13 protein-coding genes are annotated in these 15,926 nt (G+C 72.9%); 3 read left to right on the plus strand and 10 right to left on the minus strand.

Annotation, left to right across the window (positions count from 1 at the left end):
• Positions 1 to 191 (plus strand): hypothetical protein (locus ABT300_RS15555; protein WP_351675376.1); only part of this gene is annotated, 191 nt, incomplete at its 5' end.
• Between the two features lie 196 nt (positions 192 to 387).
• Here the strand turns inward: ABT300_RS15555 and ABT300_RS15560 are convergent.
• Complete coding sequence (locus ABT300_RS15560) at positions 388 to 1,395, minus strand: stage II sporulation protein M (protein WP_351675379.1); 1,008 nt, start codon at positions 1,393 to 1,395, stop codon at positions 388 to 390.
• A gap of 131 nt (positions 1,396 to 1,526) precedes the next feature.
• Between ABT300_RS15560 and ABT300_RS15565 the strand changes: the two genes are divergently transcribed.
• Positions 1,527 to 2,426 carry an RDD family protein gene (locus tag ABT300_RS15565; RefSeq protein ID WP_351675381.1) on the plus strand — a complete coding sequence of 300 codons (900 nt, stop codon included), beginning with the start codon at positions 1,527 to 1,529 and terminating at the stop codon, positions 2,424 to 2,426.
• A 12-nt stretch (positions 2,427 to 2,438) separates the two neighbouring features.
• Here ABT300_RS15565 and ABT300_RS15570 read toward each other — a convergent pair whose 3' ends face one another.
• The 7 genes from ABT300_RS15570 to ABT300_RS15600 all read right to left on the minus strand — a co-directional run bounded on the left by ABT300_RS15570 (position 2,439) and on the right by ABT300_RS15600 (position 9,782).
• Positions 2,439 to 3,053, minus strand: coding sequence for a hypothetical protein (locus ABT300_RS15570; RefSeq protein WP_351675383.1), 615 nt, complete (start codon positions 3,051 to 3,053; stop codon positions 2,439 to 2,441).
• 126 nt (positions 3,054 to 3,179) lie between these two features.
• Positions 3,180 to 4,637: an adenosylhomocysteinase gene (ahcY, locus tag ABT300_RS15575; RefSeq protein ID WP_351675386.1), complete on the minus strand. Its 1,458-nt coding sequence runs from the start codon at positions 4,635 to 4,637 to the stop codon at positions 3,180 to 3,182.
• Positions 4,638 to 5,083: 446 nt separating this feature from the next.
• Entirely contained in the window at positions 5,084 to 6,064 is a 981-nt protein-coding gene (locus tag ABT300_RS15580) for a cation diffusion facilitator family transporter (RefSeq protein WP_351675389.1), read from the minus strand.
• A 135-nt stretch (positions 6,065 to 6,199) separates the two neighbouring features.
• Positions 6,200 to 7,351 (minus strand): mannose-6-phosphate isomerase, class I, encoded by a 1,152-nt coding sequence (manA, locus tag ABT300_RS15585; RefSeq protein WP_351675392.1) that lies wholly within the window; start codon positions 7,349 to 7,351, stop codon positions 6,200 to 6,202.
• 170 nt (positions 7,352 to 7,521) lie between these two features.
• Positions 7,522 to 8,655: an SIS domain-containing protein gene (locus ABT300_RS15590; RefSeq protein WP_351675395.1), complete on the minus strand. Its 1,134-nt coding sequence runs from the start codon at positions 8,653 to 8,655 to the stop codon at positions 7,522 to 7,524.
• A gap of 117 nt (positions 8,656 to 8,772) precedes the next feature.
• Positions 8,773 to 8,943: a Trm112 family protein gene (locus tag ABT300_RS15595; RefSeq protein ID WP_079041239.1), complete on the minus strand. Its 171-nt coding sequence runs from the start codon at positions 8,941 to 8,943 to the stop codon at positions 8,773 to 8,775.
• A gap of 416 nt (positions 8,944 to 9,359) precedes the next feature.
• On the minus strand, positions 9,360 to 9,782 hold the full coding sequence (locus ABT300_RS15600) for a DUF3499 domain-containing protein (protein ID WP_319279863.1): 423 nt from the start codon (positions 9,780 to 9,782) through the stop codon (positions 9,360 to 9,362).
• Positions 9,783 to 10,096: 314 nt separating this feature from the next.
• On the opposite strand from ABT300_RS15600, the gene ABT300_RS15605 reads away from it, so the two are divergent.
• Entirely contained in the window at positions 10,097 to 10,546 is a 450-nt protein-coding gene (locus ABT300_RS15605; protein ID WP_079041240.1) for a metallopeptidase family protein, read from the plus strand.
• A gap of 52 nt (positions 10,547 to 10,598) precedes the next feature.
• Here the strand turns inward: ABT300_RS15605 and ABT300_RS15610 are convergent, their stop codons facing one another.
• Both ABT300_RS15610 and ABT300_RS15615 read right to left on the minus strand, forming a co-directional pair.
• A complete protein-coding gene (locus tag ABT300_RS15610; RefSeq protein WP_351675399.1) occupies positions 10,599 to 12,119 on the minus strand; it encodes a DUF5719 family protein in 1,521 nt (506 codons plus the stop codon).
• Positions 12,116 to 15,826 (minus strand): glycosyltransferase, encoded by a 3,711-nt coding sequence (locus tag ABT300_RS15615; protein ID WP_351675402.1) that lies wholly within the window; start codon positions 15,824 to 15,826, stop codon positions 12,116 to 12,118. Before ABT300_RS15615 ends, ABT300_RS15610 begins: the two co-directional genes overlap by 4 nt.
• Between the last annotated feature and the right edge of the window lie 100 nt (positions 15,827 to 15,926).

Genomic DNA, 15,926 nt, shown 5'->3' on the forward strand with positions numbered 1-15,926 from the left:
AAGGAACGGACGCTTCCTTCGTACTCACCCTCTCGGGCTTTCCTCCGGGCAGTTTCCCTTCGGTCTTGCGTTTCCGACTCTATCAGACCGTTTCCGATCCGATTTCCTCGGCGCTTTCCAGGTTCCCCGCTTATCTCGCGGTTTCCCTTTCCGGCGGTTCCGACTTTATCAGAAGTTTCTGGGCGGTCTGACCGGCCATTCGATTTCCGACTTGTCGAGAGGCCTCTATGGAATCAGAGATTCACGAGGCCGACAGATACTAACCCTTGCCGACCGGACTGCGTCCAGTTCCAGGCAACTGTTCGAATCTACCTCCTCACGCACTCCGTGTCAACGGCGTTTGCGAGGCGAAGAGGAGACTAGCAGTTCATAGGGGGCGGTCGCACATCAGGCGGCTGTCGGCACCGTCGCGCTGCGCTCGGCCGCCTCGACGTCACCCATGTCGCCGGCCCGGGCGGCCCTCCCGCCGAGCACGTAGACATAGGCCAGGAAGCCCAGTTCGGCCGCGATGCCGATGGTGATGCGGGCCCAGGTGGGCAGGCCGGACGGGGTGACGAAGCCTTCGATGGCACCGGAGACGAACAGGACCAGGGCGAGGCCTATCGCCATGCCGACGGCGGCACGTCCTTCTTCGGCGAGCGCGGTGCGCCGGGTGCGGGGGCCCGGGTCGATGACGGTCCAGCCCAGCCGAAGTCCGGTGCCGGCCGCCACGAAGACCGCTGTCAGCTCGAGGAGTCCGTGCGGCAGGACGAGACCGAGGAAGGTGTCGAGACGACCGGCCGAGGACATCAGGCCGACTCCGATGCCGAGGTTGAGCATGTTCTGGAAGAGGATCCAGAGGACCGGCAGGCCGAGGAAGACGCCGAGGACCAGACACAGAGCGGCGGCCTGGGCGTTGTTCGTCCAGACCTGTGCGGCGAACGCCGCAGCCTGGTGGCTCGAGTAGTACGTCTCGTAGAGGCCGCCCGGCCGGGTGAGGTCGCGCAGTTCGTCCGGGGCGGCTATCGAGGCCTGTACTTCCGGATGAACGCCGATCCACCAGCCCAAGAGGGCGGCGACGGCGGTGGAGAGCAGCGCCGTGGGGACCCACCAGTGCCGTGACCTGTAGACCGCGGCGGGGAAGCCCTGGGTGAGGAAACGCGTCACGTCGCGCCACGAGGCCCGGCGGGTGCCGGTCACCGTGCTGCGCGCGCGTGCCACGAGCTGGGTGAGCCGTCCGGTCAGCTGGGGGTCGGGGGCGCTGGACTGGATGAGGGAGAGGTGGGTGGCGGTGCGCTGGTAGAGGGTGACGAGCTCGTCGGTCTCGGCCCCGGTGAGAGTGCGTCGGCGGCGCAGGAGGGCGTCCAGGCGGTCCCATTCGGCTCGGTGGGCTGAGACGAAGACGTCGAGGTCCATGGGTGTGCCTGCTCCTCGGCTGTTCGTCGGCGGCCGGCGGTGGGATGTCAGCTTGTCGTACTGCGGCGCGAAGTGCCCTCAGCTTGGCAGACTGGCGGTTCTCGGGGCGGGCCAGGGAAGGGATGTCGGGCGTGAGTGAGCTGGTGACGGGTGAGGCCGTGGCGTTGGAGCTGCGGCCTGCCAGGCTGCCCAGCCGGGGGTTGGCCACGTTGCTGGACCTCGTGGTTGCGGTCACGGCCTATGTGGTCGTGAGTGTCGTGGTGGTGGTGTCGACGGCGTCTTTGGACGACGCGGCGCAGATCGCTCTGTCGATCGCCACGTTCCTGCTGGTGCTGGTGGGTGGGCCGATAGCGGTGGAGACGCTCAGTCATGGGCGGTCGCTGGGGAAGCTGGCCTGCGGTCTGCGGGTGGTTCGGGACGACGGCGGACCGATCCGTTTCCGGCACGCGTTGGTGCGCGGTGCGATCGGGGTGGTGGAGATTCTGCTGACGCTCGGGGTGGTGGCCTGTGTCGCCTCGCTCGTGTCGGCGCGGGGGCGGCGGCTCGGTGACGTCTTCGCCGGGACGTTGGTGGTGCGGGAGCGGGTGCCCGCTGCGCGGTCCGGTTTCGTGGAGCCGCCTCCGCCCTGGCTGGCGGGGCGGTTCCAGGGTCTCGATCTGTCGGCGGTGCCGGACGGGCTGTGGCTGGCGGTCCGGCAGTACCTGGGACGGATGGGCCAGCTGGATCCGCAGGTCGGCTGGGCGATGGCGGTGCGGCTGGCCGGCGAGCTCGCAGCGTGCACGGGGGCGCCGGCGCCGCAGGGGGTGCCGCCTGCCGCTTATCTGGCGGCGGTCGTGCAGGAGCGGCAGGTGCGGGAGGCGCGGCGGGCGTTCGGGGGCGTACCGGTGGCGGGCGCGGGTGGTGCGGCGCCGGCGTACGGTCCGCCGGCGTCGTATGTCCGGCCGGCGGGCGCGGCCGGGGTTCCGTCGGAGGGGCCGGCTGTCGTCGACCGGTCTGCGGGGCCGGGCACCGGGTTCGTGCCGCCGGCGTAGGCCGGGTGGCGGTCAGTCGAAGGCCGAGGGGGGTGTTTCAAGGTCTTCGAGGTCGATGCCGGGGGCGGCGAGGACGACGTCGCCGGCGAGGTGCACGCTGTGCTGTTCGCCCGTGTCCAGGGCGGTGACCTGGTATTCGTCCACGGTCAGGGGGCCGCTGTCAGTGGCGTGTGCTTCGCTTTTCAGCAGGGACCAGGACTGGTCCACGGTGCGTGGGGCGAGGACGGGGTCGGTGAAGGCGACGAGACGTACGCGGGTGGCCGGGGAGGAGGGGGTCAGGCGTAGGAGTCGGCTGATGGCGACGAGGAAGGCGGGCGAGGCGCCGGTGAAGGCGTGGGCGGGGACGTTGCCTTCGGTGGCGTGGGATCCGGTGGGGTCGGTGCGGACCCAGGTGACGCCGTCCAGAGCTGCGCCGCGTACCTGCCAGCTGCTCGCGTGGAGTTCGAGGCGCAGGGGGCGGCCGAGGTCGTCGAGGGTGAGGTCGACGGAGCCGGTGTGATCGCCGGCAGGGGTCGTCAGCTGTGACACGTAGCGCCAGCCGGAGGGGCCGGGGGCGCAGTGGAAGTGCTCGTGTGCGAGGAGGGTGTGGTCGTGCGGGTCGTGCAGCGAATACCGGCCGCGGGGCATGGGGGTCCTGGGGTGTGACGGGTGGTCGGGGCGCCGCGGCGTCCGGTCCGGGCGGCGTAGGGGCAGGCCCCCGACACGGGGGTGCGGGGGCCTGTCTCTGCGCTGCTGCGGACCGGGGCTACGGGCTCAGTAGCGGTAGTGGTCCGACTTGTAGGGGCCGTCGACCTCGACGCCGATGTAGGAGGCCTGCTCGGGGCGGAGCGTGGTCAGCTTGACGCCGAGCGAGTCGAGGTGGAGGCGGGCGACCTTCTCGTCGAGGTGCTTGGGCAGCGTGTAGACGCCGGTCGGGTACTCGTCGGGCTTGGTGAACAGCTCGATCTGGGCCAGGGTCTGGTCCGCGAAGGAGTTGGACATCACGAACGACGGGTGGCCGGTGGCGTTGCCCAGGTTCAGCAGTCGGCCCTCGGACAGGACGATGATCACCTTGCCGTCGGGGAAGGTCCAGGTGTGGACCTGCGGCTTGACCTCGTCCTTGACGACGCCGGGGACCTTGGCGAGGCCGGCCATGTCGATCTCGTTGTCGAAGTGGCCGATGTTGCCGACGATGGCCTGGTGCTTCATCTTGGCCATGTCCGAGGCCATGATGATGTCCTTGTTGCCGGTCGTGGTGATGAAGATGTCGGCCTTGTCGACGACCTCGTCGAGGGTGGTGACCTGGTAGCCGTCCATGGCTGCCTGGAGCGCGCAGATCGGGTCGATCTCGGTGACGATCACGCGGGCGCCCTGGCCGCGCAGCGACTCGGCGCAGCCCTTGCCGACGTCGCCGTAGCCGCAGACGACGGCGGTCTTGCCGCCGATGAGGACGTCGGTGGCGCGGTTGATGCCGTCGATCAGGGAGTGGCGGCAGCCGTACTTGTTGTCGAACTTCGACTTGGTCACGGCGTCGTTGACGTTGATCGCCGGGAAGAGGAGGGCGCCGTCGCGCTGCATCTCGTACAGGCGGTGGACGCCGGTGGTGGTCTCCTCGGTGACGCCGCGGATCTCCGAGGCGAGCTGGGTCCACTTCTGGGAGCCGTCGGTGATGGTGCGGTTGAGGAGTTCGAGGATGACGCGGTGCTCGTCGTTCTCGGCGGTGTCGACGGAGGGGACCTTGCCGGCCTTCTCGTACTCGACGCCCTTGTGGACGAGGAGGGTGGCGTCGCCGCCGTCGTCGAGGATCATGTTCGGGCCGCCGGTGGGGCTGTTCGGCCAGGTCAGGGCCTGCTCCGTGCACCACCAGTACTCTTCCAGGGTCTCGCCCTTCCAGGCGAAGACGGGGACGCCCTGCGGGTCGTCGGGCGTGCCGTTCGGGCCGACCGCGATGGCTGCGGCGGCGTGGTCCTGGGTGGAGAAGATGTTGCAGGAGACCCAGCGGACCTCGGCGCCCAGGGCGACCAGGGTCTCGATCAGGACGGCGGTCTGCACGGTCATGTGCAGCGAGCCCATGATCCGGGCGCCGGCCAGCGGCTGGCTGGCGGCGAACTCCTTGCGGATGGACATCAGGCCGGGCATCTCGTGCTCGGCGAGGGTGATCTCCTTGCGGCCGAAGGCGGCCAGGGAGAGATCGGCGACCTTGAAGTCCTGTCGGTTGTCGACAGTCGTCATGGTGTGCTGCTCCTCGGGGGTCGGGGCGAGGTGTGGGTACGGCTGGTCTGCGCGGCGGCGGACACAGGGGTGCCCGATGGAGGACACAGGCATGCCCGCGTGCGCGCAGCGCAGTCCGTCGGAGGCCCTCTCTCCCTCGGACGGTCCGCTGGGGACCGCCCGACCGCCATCAGCAGCGACGTCTGGCTCCGTTCCAAGCTACACCGCGGGCGCGGGGCGGCCCCAGTCCGCGTCCGATCGGATGGCGTCGGATCGGGCTGGATCCGATCGGATCCAGCCGGATCCGGCCGGATCGAGCGGGGTCGAGCGGGGTCGGGTCGGATCGCCCCGGTGGGCCGGGCGGCCGGCCGGTCGGGCGGTGGAGGTGAGGGGGCGGGTGCGGAACGGCGACAGGACCCGCCGGCGGTGTCGTGCCGGGGGTCCTGTCGGGTGATGTCAGGGGGTGCTCAGTGGTCGGCCGTGGGGCGGCTGGGGCCGCCGGGGGTGGCGTCGGCGTCGGGGCCCTTGGCGGCTTCGGCCTCGCTGTAGATGTCCGGTTCGAGGTAGATGACGCGGGCGATGGGGACGGCGGCGCGGATGCGGGCCTCGGCGGCGTCGATGGCGGTGGCGACCTGGGTGGCCGTGTCGTCGTGCTCGACGGCGATCTTGGCGGCGACCAGGAGTTCTTCGGGGCCGAGGTGGAGGGTGCGCATGTGGATGACGCGGGTGACGGTGTCGCCGTCCACGATCGCGGCCTCGATCTTCTGAACGTCCTCGAGGCCTGCGGACTCGCCGAGCAGGAGGGACTTGGTCTCGGCGGCGAGGACGAGGGCGATGAGGATCAGGAGGACGCCGATGCAGACGGTGCCGATGCCGTCCCAGATGCCGTCGTCGGTGAGGAGGGCGAGGCCGACGCCGCCGAGGGCGAGGACGAGGCCGATGAGCGCGCCGAAGTCCTCGAGGAGGACGACGGGGAGTTCGGGGGCCTTGGCGCGGCGGATGAACTGTGACCAGGAGAGCTTGCCGCGGAGTTCGTTGGACTCCTTGATGGCGGTGCGGAAGGAGAAGCCCTCGGCGATGATCGCGAAGACGAGGACGCCGACGGGCCAGTACCAGTGCTCGATCTCGTGCGGGTGCTTGATCTTCTCGTAGCCCTCGTAGACGGCGAACATGCCGCCGACGGAGAAGAGGACGATGGAGACGAGGAAGGCGTAGATGTACCGCTCGCGGCCGTAGCCGAAGGGGTGTTGCGGGGTCGCTTCGCGCTGGGCCTTCTTGCCTCCGATGAGGAGCAGGGCCTGGTTGCCGGAGTCGGCGAGCGAGTGCACGCCTTCGGCGAGCATCGACGACGAGCCGCTGAACGCGAACGCCACGAACTTCGATGCCGCGATCGCGAGGTTGGCCCCGAGTGCCGCCACGATCGCCCTGGTGCCGCCTGACGCGCTCATGTGTTCGCGTTGTCCCTTCGCCTTCGTGCGTACGCCGTGCTGGGCGCGGCCCGTTGTGGCTTTGCCCGTCCTTTGCCGGGGGGCCATTGTTGCAGCCCCCTCCGGCGGTGCTGCGTCAGGTCGTCGCGAGGGGGGTCACGCGACGACCGTGGCCCGGAAGACCGTACCCGCACCGCTCACTTCGGCCTTGTGCCCGGCGGGGACGAAGACAGACGTGCCCGGTGTCAGGGCGTGTGCGCCCGCGCGGACGGCCCCCGCGGTGCACAGCAGGATCTGCGGGGTGGGGAGGGTGAGGTCGTGGGCGGGGGCGCCGGCGGCGAGGACGTAGCGGGAGAGCCGGAACTCGTCGATGGGGGTGTCGTAGACCTCTTCGCCGTCGGGGGCGGCTTCGGGGCGCAGGACGGCGGCGTCGCCGGGCTCGAAGCGGACGACGCGCAGGAGTTCGGGGACGTCGACGTGTTTGGGGGTGAGTCCGCAGCGCAGGACGTTGTCGGAGTTGGCCATGATCTCGACGCCGAGGCCGTTGAGGTAGGCGTGCGGGATGCCGGCGCCGAGGAACAGGGCCTCGCCGGGCTGGAGCCGGACGTGGTTGAGGAGCATGGCGGCGATGACGCCGGGGTCGCCGGGGTAGTGGTGGGCGATGCCGGCGTAGGGGGCGTACGGGCCGCCGAGGCGGTCGCAGGCGGTGGCCGTGGCGGTGACGGTGTGCGCCGTCTCGTCGGGGTCGGCGGTGAGGATCGCGGTCAGCACCTCACGCAGGGCGGCTTCTTCGGGCTGTGCGTGCAGCAGGTCGACGTACGGCTTGAGGGAGTCGACGCCGAGGCCGTCGAGGAGGTCGGCGGCGTGTGCCGGGGCGCGGAAGCCGCAGAGGCCGTCGAACTCGGTGAGGGCGCAGAGGAGTTCGGGCTTGTGGTTGGCGTCCTTGTAGTTGCGGTGCGGGGCGTCGACGGGGATGCCGCGGCGCTCCTCGTCCTCGTAGCCCTCCTTGGCCTGGGTGAGGTCGGGGTGGACCTGGAGGGAGAGGGGGGCGCCGGCGGCGAGGAGTTTGAGGAGGAAGGGCAGGCGGGGGCCGAATCTGGCGACGGTCCGTTCGCCGAGTTCGCGGCGCGGGTCGGCGTCGATCACGTCGACGAGGGTGCCCCGGTCGGTGCGGGAGGGCGCGCCCGGGTGGGCGCCCATCCACATCTCGGCCTGCGGTTCGCCGGTGGGCTCCACGCCGAGCAGATGCGGGATCGCGGTGGGGGAACCCCAGGCGTAGGGGCGGACGGTGTTGTCGAGGCGGTCCATGCGGTCTCTCTCTGGCTGCCCGTCCGTCGTCGGTCGGTTGTCGGTCGGTCGGTTGTCGGTCGGTCGGTTGTCGGTTGTCGGTCGGTTGTCGGTCGTCGGTCGTGCGGGGGCGGCGTCGGGCGGGGGCGGTCGGCCGTGGACGGTCGTTCGGCGGCCGCTACGCGGTCGCGTCAGGCTCCCGAGGCGAGCGCCAGGTAGACGGCGGCGAAGTCCGTGGTGGCGATGAGCTCGGCGAGGGTGACGAGTTCGCCGCCCTCCTCGGGTTCGAGTTCGCTGATCGGCGTGTCATGGCTGAGGGCCAGTTCGCGGGCGGACGGCGCGGCGGTGAGGCCGCCGATCGGACGGTCGCGCAGCAGCACCACGCGCGCGTGGAGGGCGGGCGGTTCCTCGACGCGGTCGCGGAAGAAGTCGTCCGGGTCGGCGCTGGCGGCGAGTGGGCCGGCCAGAAGCGCGTTGTGCTCGGCGAGGGCCTCGGGGAGTTCGGCGACGAGGGCGGGGCGGCCGGCGAGTTCGGCGAGGGCGGCGGCGAAGCGGCGTCCCGCGGGGCCGGCCGAGGTCCCTTCCGTCCAGATCACGGGGAGCGCGTCGGCGAGTTCGGCGGCCAGGGTCTTGGCCGGGTTGCTGTAGGTGGCGACGGCGGGTCCGCAGCGTTCGGCGACCTGGTCGAGTCGGTCGGCGACCTTCTCGAGCTCCTCGGGCGGGGCGGCGATCAGGGCGATGCGGTCGAGGAGGGCGAGGAGAGGGGTGAGCAGGGCCCACAGGACGCCGGGCGCGGACGCGGCCACGGGAGGCTGCTCGTCCTGTTCGTACGGGGCGGTCGCCAGGGGGATGAACAGGCTGTGCGCGGCGACGGCGGCTTCGCTGAGCGGCGAGCGGGCGGGGGCGACGGCGGCGACGGTGCAGCCCCGGCGGTAGGCCTGCTCGGCGAGAAGGGAGAGGCCGGGTTCGCTGCCGTCCGGGGTGGCGATGAGGAGGAGGTCCACGGAGCCGGCCCAGCCGGGGATTTCCCAGCGCAGGGCGCCTGCGGCGGGGGCGACGCCGGTGGGCGCGAGCCGGATGACGGGGCAGGCGGCGCCGGCGAGGGTGCCGAGGAGGTCGGCCACGCAGACGGCGGCGGCGCCGGGTCCTGCGATGAGGATGGCGCGGGGGCGGCCGTCTGGCGCCAGGTCGTTCACGCCGGCCTCGGCCGCGTGCCGGGCGGCGGTGCGGACGCGGGCGCCGGCTTCGGCCGCGCCGCGCAGTAGGGCTCTGCGGTCGGCCTCGGTGAGGGCCTCCGGCGTGTCGAGCAGCGAGTCGTCGAGCATGGCGGCAGTCTCCGATCGCCTGGAGCGTCGTCGGTTTCGGGGCCGGGGGTGTGGGGGGCCGGGCGCGGTGCGCCTCCGGGGGCGGCGCGGGTCGCCGGGCGGGGCGCGGCGGGCGCGTTATGCCGGGCGGCGGGCCTCGTCGACGAGGAGGACGGGGATGTCGTCGCGCACCGGGTAGGCCAGGCCGCAGTCCTGCGCCGTGCAGATCAGCTCGGTGTCCTGCTCCTTGAGGGGCGCGTGGCAGGCGGGGCAGGCGAGGATCTCCAGGAGGCCGGCTTCGAGCGGCATGGGGTGTCCCTTCGAGGTTGCGGGTCGAGGTGCGAGTCGCGGTTACGGGCGGGTGTGCTCCCGGGGGTGCGGACGTGCCTGGTCAGCGTACCGCTGGTGAGGGTGGGGCCGCGGGGGTCCGGCACGGCGGGCGGAGCGGGCCGGGGAGCCGCCGGCGGGGCGGGTGGTGGGGGCGAGGAGGAAGGTCTCGGGCTCGGATGATGCGCGGGGTTCGTCGCCGCCGGGACGGGGTGATGCGCGGTCAGGTGCAGGTCGGGCGCCGGCCGGGTTCCTGTCTGGTCCCGGTCTGGTCCCGGTCGGCTGAGGCTCAGAAAGCGGTTGCCGTCCTGCTCGCCGTACCTCACGAGGGGTGGGCGGTGCGGGGGCTCGCCGAGGGAGGGCGCCGAGGGGGTTAGGGGAGCGGCGGGTGCGGCTGCTCAGTTGTCCGGCGAGCGCAGGACCCGCAGGTGGCCGCGGCGCGCGACCTCCATCGGGTCCGCCGTGCGTCGGCCGCCGCCGGCTCCGGCAGCGCGCTCCTGCGGGCGGGCGGCCTCGCGCACCGCGTTGGCAAGCGCTTCCAGGTCGTCTCCGCTGGGGCGGGCGGGGGCCGAGCTGTCGAGGAGCCGGACGACCTCCCAGCCGCGCGGCGCGGTGAGGCGCTCGGAGTGCTCGGCGCACAGGTCGTAGCAGTGGGGCTCGGCGTAGGTGGCGAGCGGGCCGAGGACAGCGGTCGAGTCGGCGTAGACGTACGTCAGCGTCGCGACGGCGGGTCGGCCGCAGGCGGTGCGCGAACAGCGACGTACAGGGCTCACGATGTTGGACGGTACCGCACTCTTGAGCGGGCCGCGACGACTCTCCACCAGGTCACTCCACCGTGTCGGGTTGTGAAACGCCCCACGCGCCGGTTCAGTCATACCCCGCTGACCTGCGTGAACACCAGTGATTGAGGATGGGAACCTGTCGGCTCGCGGTCACCACTCGGCACAAACGGCATCAATTGCCATGAGCTCACCGGTCTCGGAGGGATACGGATTCGAGCCCAACCTTGGCTGGAATGGTCATCCTGCGACAGACGGCGCGTGTGGGCCGACGACAGGACGTGACGGGCGGGACGCCGGCGGAGCCGTGTGGGGGCGGGGCGCCGGGGCATCGCGGGGACTACGCTTCAGTAGTGATGGAGAGCCCCGTACCGCCCCCTGCCGCCGGCCCCGGACCCCGTCGTCGCGATCGCCATGGGCGGGGGATGCGGGGGCCTGTCGCACCGCCCCAGGTGCCGTTGGCCGCCAGTCGCGCCGATGTGTTCGCCGACCTCGTGCAGGACTCCGTGGACCGGCTGGAACGGCGATGGCCGCAGCTCACCGACATCGACTTCATGGTCCTTGAGGTGCCGCGGCTGGACGCGGCGTCGGAGCCGTGGAACGACGAGGCGGTCCCGCTGGGCGGCACGATCCCCGCGCGTGAGGGGCGACGGGCGCGGGTCGTCGTCTACCGGCGGCCGGTCGAGATCCGCACCAAGGGACGCGACGAACGGGCCGCGCTGGTGCACGAGGTCGTCGTGGAGCAGGTCGCCGAGCTGCTGGGGCTGACGCCCGAGACGGTGGATCCGCGCTACGGCGAGGACTGAGCGTCGCGGCGTCCGGGGTCCCCCTTGCGGGGGACGGAGCCACCCTTTCGGGTCACCTCTGCAGCACGGAGACGTCCTCGTCGGCCTGCGGTACCGCCACCGTCCCCCGGTCGTCCGGCAGGGTCTGGATCGTGAAGCCCTGGACGCCCTCCTGAGTGACCGTCAGGGTGCGGGAGGCGTAGACGGGGGTGGCCGTGAGGGGTTCGACGGTCAGCGCGAACGTGCCCTTCAGACCGGCGGGGACGGGCGGTCGGACCTCCTGTGTGGCGCCCGCCTTGATCGTGTACGTCTGGGAGACGGGCGTGCCGCCGCCGCTGCCCGCGGACGCGGTGACCTTGACCTTGGCCGCGCCCTTGGGGGCGGTGAGGGACAGGACGGCGGTCTTGGCGGTGTTGTCGGCTGCCGACGCGCGCGCGCCGACCGGGGCGGCCGCCGGGATGAACGCCGACTCCTGCTTGTCGCCCTTGCCGCGCAGCACCCGTACGGCGGCGACCACCGGCGTCGACCGGTCCGTCGGGGTCAGGATCAGGGAGCCGGCCTCCCCGCGCGTGACGTTGCCGAGGTCGACGGAGGTCGTCATGCCCGCCTTGACGTGCAGCGTCTCGTGCCCTGCCGGGGTGATGAGGCCGGAGGCTGAAGCCAGTTGCACCTTGAGGTCGGCGTCCGCGTCGCCGGGGGCGTAGGCGATGAGGCGGACGGCGGTGGCGTCCTTGGGGATGCCGGGGATGACCTGGGTGGCGGCCGGTTCGGTGGAGGAGGCGAGCCAGTCGCCGCCGAGTTTCGCGTCCAGGGCCTGGACGGCTGCCCCGAGGCGGCCGCTGCGGACGTTGACGTGGACGGTGAGGTCCTCCTGCTTCTCCGGGGTGAGCGTGGACAGCAGGATCGGCTCGCTGGAGTGGGCGGGGACGGTGATGTCCTCCCCCACCGTGCTCGCCAGGGCGCCGCCCTTGCCGTACAGCTCGATGTCGACGACGGCGGCGGAGTCGTCCGGATTGATGAGGTGGACGTAGTCCGTGCGGTCGGCGGACGTGCTGGCGCCGGGGAACCAGAACTCGGTGTCGGGTGCGGTGCAGGTGAGGCCCTGCAGGCCGCGACCGCTGCCGGCGACGACCTCCGTGGTCTCCTGGACCGTCCAGCCGGGGGCGAACTTCCCGTCGGCGGTGCCGAGGAGTGCGGGTGCGTCGCCGCCCGTGGTGACGCCGACGGCCGGGGTGCCGGGGGCCTTGGGGGCGACGACGGGCTTCGCCGCCTTCTTCTTGCCGCTGGCCTTGTCCCCCGTCTTGCCGCTCGCCGTGTCCGCCGGAGGGGCCGAGTTCCCCGCCGCCGCCGTGAGTTCGGCCGTGCCGCGTGCGGCGGTCCCCTTGGTGACGGGGGTGAAGGACGTGTACGACGTCTCGGCGAGGTCCGAGGTGCTGGGCGAGGGGCAGAGCAGGCTGGTGCGCTCCACGGGCAGTTCGGCGGCCGCCTTGGCGGTGTCCTGGCCGGGAGCCTCGGGCTGGTCGAGCGCGGCGAACCCGGTGACGGCGGCGAGAGCGACCGTGCCGGCGATCAGGGACAGGGTGGTGCGGTTCACTGCTGGCTCCCGTCGGGGCGCTCGTTGCCGGCGCCGTGGGGGTGCTGGGCCGGGTCGTAGGCGGGGTCGTAGCCGCCCTGGCCGTAGGCGGCGGGGTCGTAGGCCTGCGGGTCGTAGGCCTGCTGCGGGTGGTTCGGGTCGTACGGCGCCTGCGGGGCCTGGCCGTCGTAGCCGTACGGCTCGTACTGGCCGCCGGCCTGGTAGGGGTCGTAGGACTGCTGCGGCTGGTCGTAGCCGCCCGCCGGGTACTGCTGGGCGCCCGGGTACTGGTCGGCGGGGTAGCCGCCGTACTCGGCGCCCGCGTAGGCCGGCTGGTCCGGTTCGCTCCAGGCGCCGTAGGACTGCTGCTGGGGGACCGGGGCCGACGGCTGCTCCTCCTGCGGGGGGACCGGGAACTCGCCGTCCCGGCCGGGCTCTTCGGCCTCGGCCTCGGCCTGGGCGCGCAGGCGGCGGGCGCGGCGGCCCTCGCCCTCGACGGCCTGGGCGGGGACGACGTCCTCCTCGGGGAGGTCGTCGTCGACGTCGCGGCGGCGGCCGGGGAGGGCCAGCACGACGAGGACCACGGCGAGCAGGCCCTGTGCCCACAGCCATGCGGTGTGGGCGAACGGGTCGTCGTAGGTGACGTCCAGCGTGCCGCCGGAGGCGGGCAGTTCGAAGCCCTGGGCCCAGCCGTCGACGGTGGTGGGGGTGAGGGGCTTGCCGTCGAGGGTGGCCGTCCAGCCGTCGGCGGCCGCGTCGGCGAGCCGCAGGACGCGTTTCCCGGCGCCGGCGGGGAGGGCGGTGTGGATGTCGACGGGCCCGGCGGCGACCGGGACCGGTGTGCCCTGGCCGGACGCGGGGACGACGGCCGCGCGGGAGACCTCCTGGTCGACCCGCCACAGCGCGCTGCCGTCCTGCTGGCTGAGCCGCTTCAGGCCGGGCGTCGCGTCCAGGACGCGGGCGACCTCGCGTGGCGCGCCCTTGTGGACGAGGACGTAGCCCACGGCGAACTTGCCGAGCTGGTCGCTCTGGTCGGCGCCGGAGCCGGCGACGAGGTTGGCGACGACCTTGTCGAGCTGGGCGTTCTCGCCGTCGGCCGCGGCGAGTTCGGCGTCGCCGAGGCGTGCGCCGGAGCCGCGGACCAGCATGTAGCCGACGTGGGCGGCGGAGTCGCTGTCGAGGACGAGGGTGCGGGCCTGGTCGCGGTCGCCGGCCTCTTCGGCGACGAAGGCGGGCACCTGGACGGGGTCGCGGCGCTCCAGGGGGCCGTCGGCGCCGCCGATCATCCAGCCGGCGGCGACGAGCAGCGGACCCGCGGCCGAGGCGAAGGCGATGAGGACGGCGACCGGCTGGCGCCAGCCGAAGCTCTGCTCGGCGACACGCGTGCGTGCTCCCTCGGCGCCGACGACGGCGGCGGCGAGGAGGGCGATGCCGTAGACGAGGGTGGCGGGGCCGGCCCAGGTGGACTTGTTGGACAGGATGGCGAAGACAAGGCCCACGAGGGCGACCGCCCAGGCCGCCAGGACGCCGAAGTGGCGTTCGGAGCGGAGCAGGGCGGCCAGCGCGGCGAGCACGATGCCGATCAGCATGAGGCCCTCGACGGTGCCCGGGCCGCCGGGGCTAGCGCCGAGCAGGTCGAGCGCGGTGGCGGCCGACGGGCCGTGATCGAGGCCGGCCTGGGTGAAGAAGCCGAACGGCAGCAGCGTCAGCGACCAGGGCGCGAGGATCAACAGGGGCGTGCCGAGCTGGGCCAGGAAGCGCAGGGCGTGGGCGGTGACGTCGCGGCGCCGCAGGGCGAGGACGGCGAGGCCGAGGACCAGGGCGATGGGCCAGACGATCGGCGTGAACGCGGTGGTGACGGTCAGCAGCAGTGCGTACGCCCAGGTGGCGCGCCAGCTGCCGCGGCCGCCGTCGTGTCGCGTCAGGCCGGCTGCGGCGACGCCCGCGCGGGCGATGAGCGGCAGCAGGACGGCCAGGACGGCGGTGCCGACGCGGCCGCCGGCGAGGGCGCCGGTGGCGGCGGGCAGGAAGGCGTAGACGACGGCCGCCCACGCGCGCAGCAGACGCGACGAGACGAGCGGCCGGGAGGCGAAGTAGGCGCTCACGCCGGCCAGGGGCACCGAGCAGACGAGCAGCACCGTGAGGGCGAGGCCGGTCGAGCCGAGGAGCAGGGTGGCCAGCGTGGCGATGATCGCGAGGTAGGGCGGGGCGGACGCGGTGCCGCCGGCGCCCACCGCGTGCCAGGCGTCGGTGTAGCGGGCCCACAGGTCGGAGGCGTCGGGCGGGGCGGGCAGCAGGGCGCCGCCGGCGAGCGCGCCGCCGCCGAGGAGGTTGCGGCAGGCGACGAGGGAGACGAGCAGCAGGACGACGAAGAGCACCGGGCCTGGCTTGCGGGCGATGCGCTTGAGGCGGGCGAACTGCTCGATCTCCAGGAAGTCGGCGTCGTCGCCGCCGGGGCCGGACTCGACGGCGCCGCCGTGCCGGCCGGCGCCGGAGACGGCCTCGGGGTCGGAGGAGCCGAAGAGGTCGCCGGCGGCCTGTTCGATGGTGGCCCGCACGGTCGCGCCGGGCGGCGGGAACAGGGAGCGCAGTTCGTCCTTGTCGACGGTGGCCCGGCCGCGTGCGCGGCGTCCGGCGATGATCCGCTCGGGTCGCAGCAGGGTGCCCAGCAGGCCGCGGATCTCGTCGACGGCCTGTCCGGGGACCTTGCCGACGAGGTAGGCGACGGTGCGCAGCACGGTGCCGACGACGAGGCGCACCAGGACCCAGGGCAGCAGGGCGGTGCGGCTGTTGACGAGGAGGGTGTAGGCGGCGCCGGCCTTGTCGACCTTGTGCGGGGAGGCGCTGGTGCGGCCCGCGCAGTCGACGGTGCGGCGTTCGCGGGAGGCGGCCTCGGCGTGCCGTACGACGGCTTCGGGGGCGATGAGGACGCGGTGGCCGGCGGCCTGTGCGCGCCAGCACAGGTCGACGTCGTCGCGCATGAGGGGGAGGCGGCGGTCGAAGCCGCCGAGCTGTTCGAAGACGTCGCGGCGGATCAGCATGCCGGCGGTGGAGACGGACAGCACGGACCGGACGTGGTCGTGCTGGCCCTGGTCCTGTTCGCGGCGGTCCAGGCCGGTCCAGCGGCGGCCGGAGTGGGCGATGGTGACGCCGACCTCGAGCAGTTGGCGGCGGTCGTACCAGCCGCGGAGCTTGGGTCCGACGACGGCCACGTCGTCACGGCCGAGCTCGAGTTCGTTCTCGACGACGCGCAGCAGTTCGGCGAGCGCCTCGGGTTCGGGGGCGCAGTCGTCGTGGAGCAGCCAGAGCCACTGGACGGGCTCTCCGTGCGGGAGCTCCGGCAGGTCGTAGGCGTCGTCGCGCCAGGTGCGGGTGACCGGGTCCCAGCCGCTGGGGCGCTTGAGGTAGGGCAGTTCCTCGGGGGTGAGGACGGGGGCCGTGCGGTGGGCCTCCTCGACGGCCTGGCCGAACCCGGTGCGCCGGGCGAGGTGCAGGACGCGGTCGTCGCCGAGGGCTTCGGCGAGCAGTCGCGCGGAGTCGTCGGAGCTGCCGGTGTCGGCGGCCATGACGGACTGGGCGGGGCGCTCCTGACCGAGCAGCCCGGCGAGCGCGTCGGGCAGCCAGCGGGCACCGTCGTGGGAGACGATCACCGCGGTCACTACATGACGCGGGAACTCAGGTGTGGCAGCGCCGTCTTGGCGGGCTGCCGTGTGGCTGTGCACGGACATCGAGGTACGGGCCCCGGTTCGCTGGACTGCGGTGGACGCCTGCGCCGCGTGGGGGCGGCGGGGTGTCTCGGACGAGCGCCCACACTATCGGCTGGGCAGG

Origin of the sequence: Streptomyces sp. NPDC001027, assembly GCF_040299045.1 — a bacterium.
Taxonomy (GTDB): domain Bacteria; phylum Actinomycetota; class Actinomycetes; order Streptomycetales; family Streptomycetaceae; genus Streptomyces.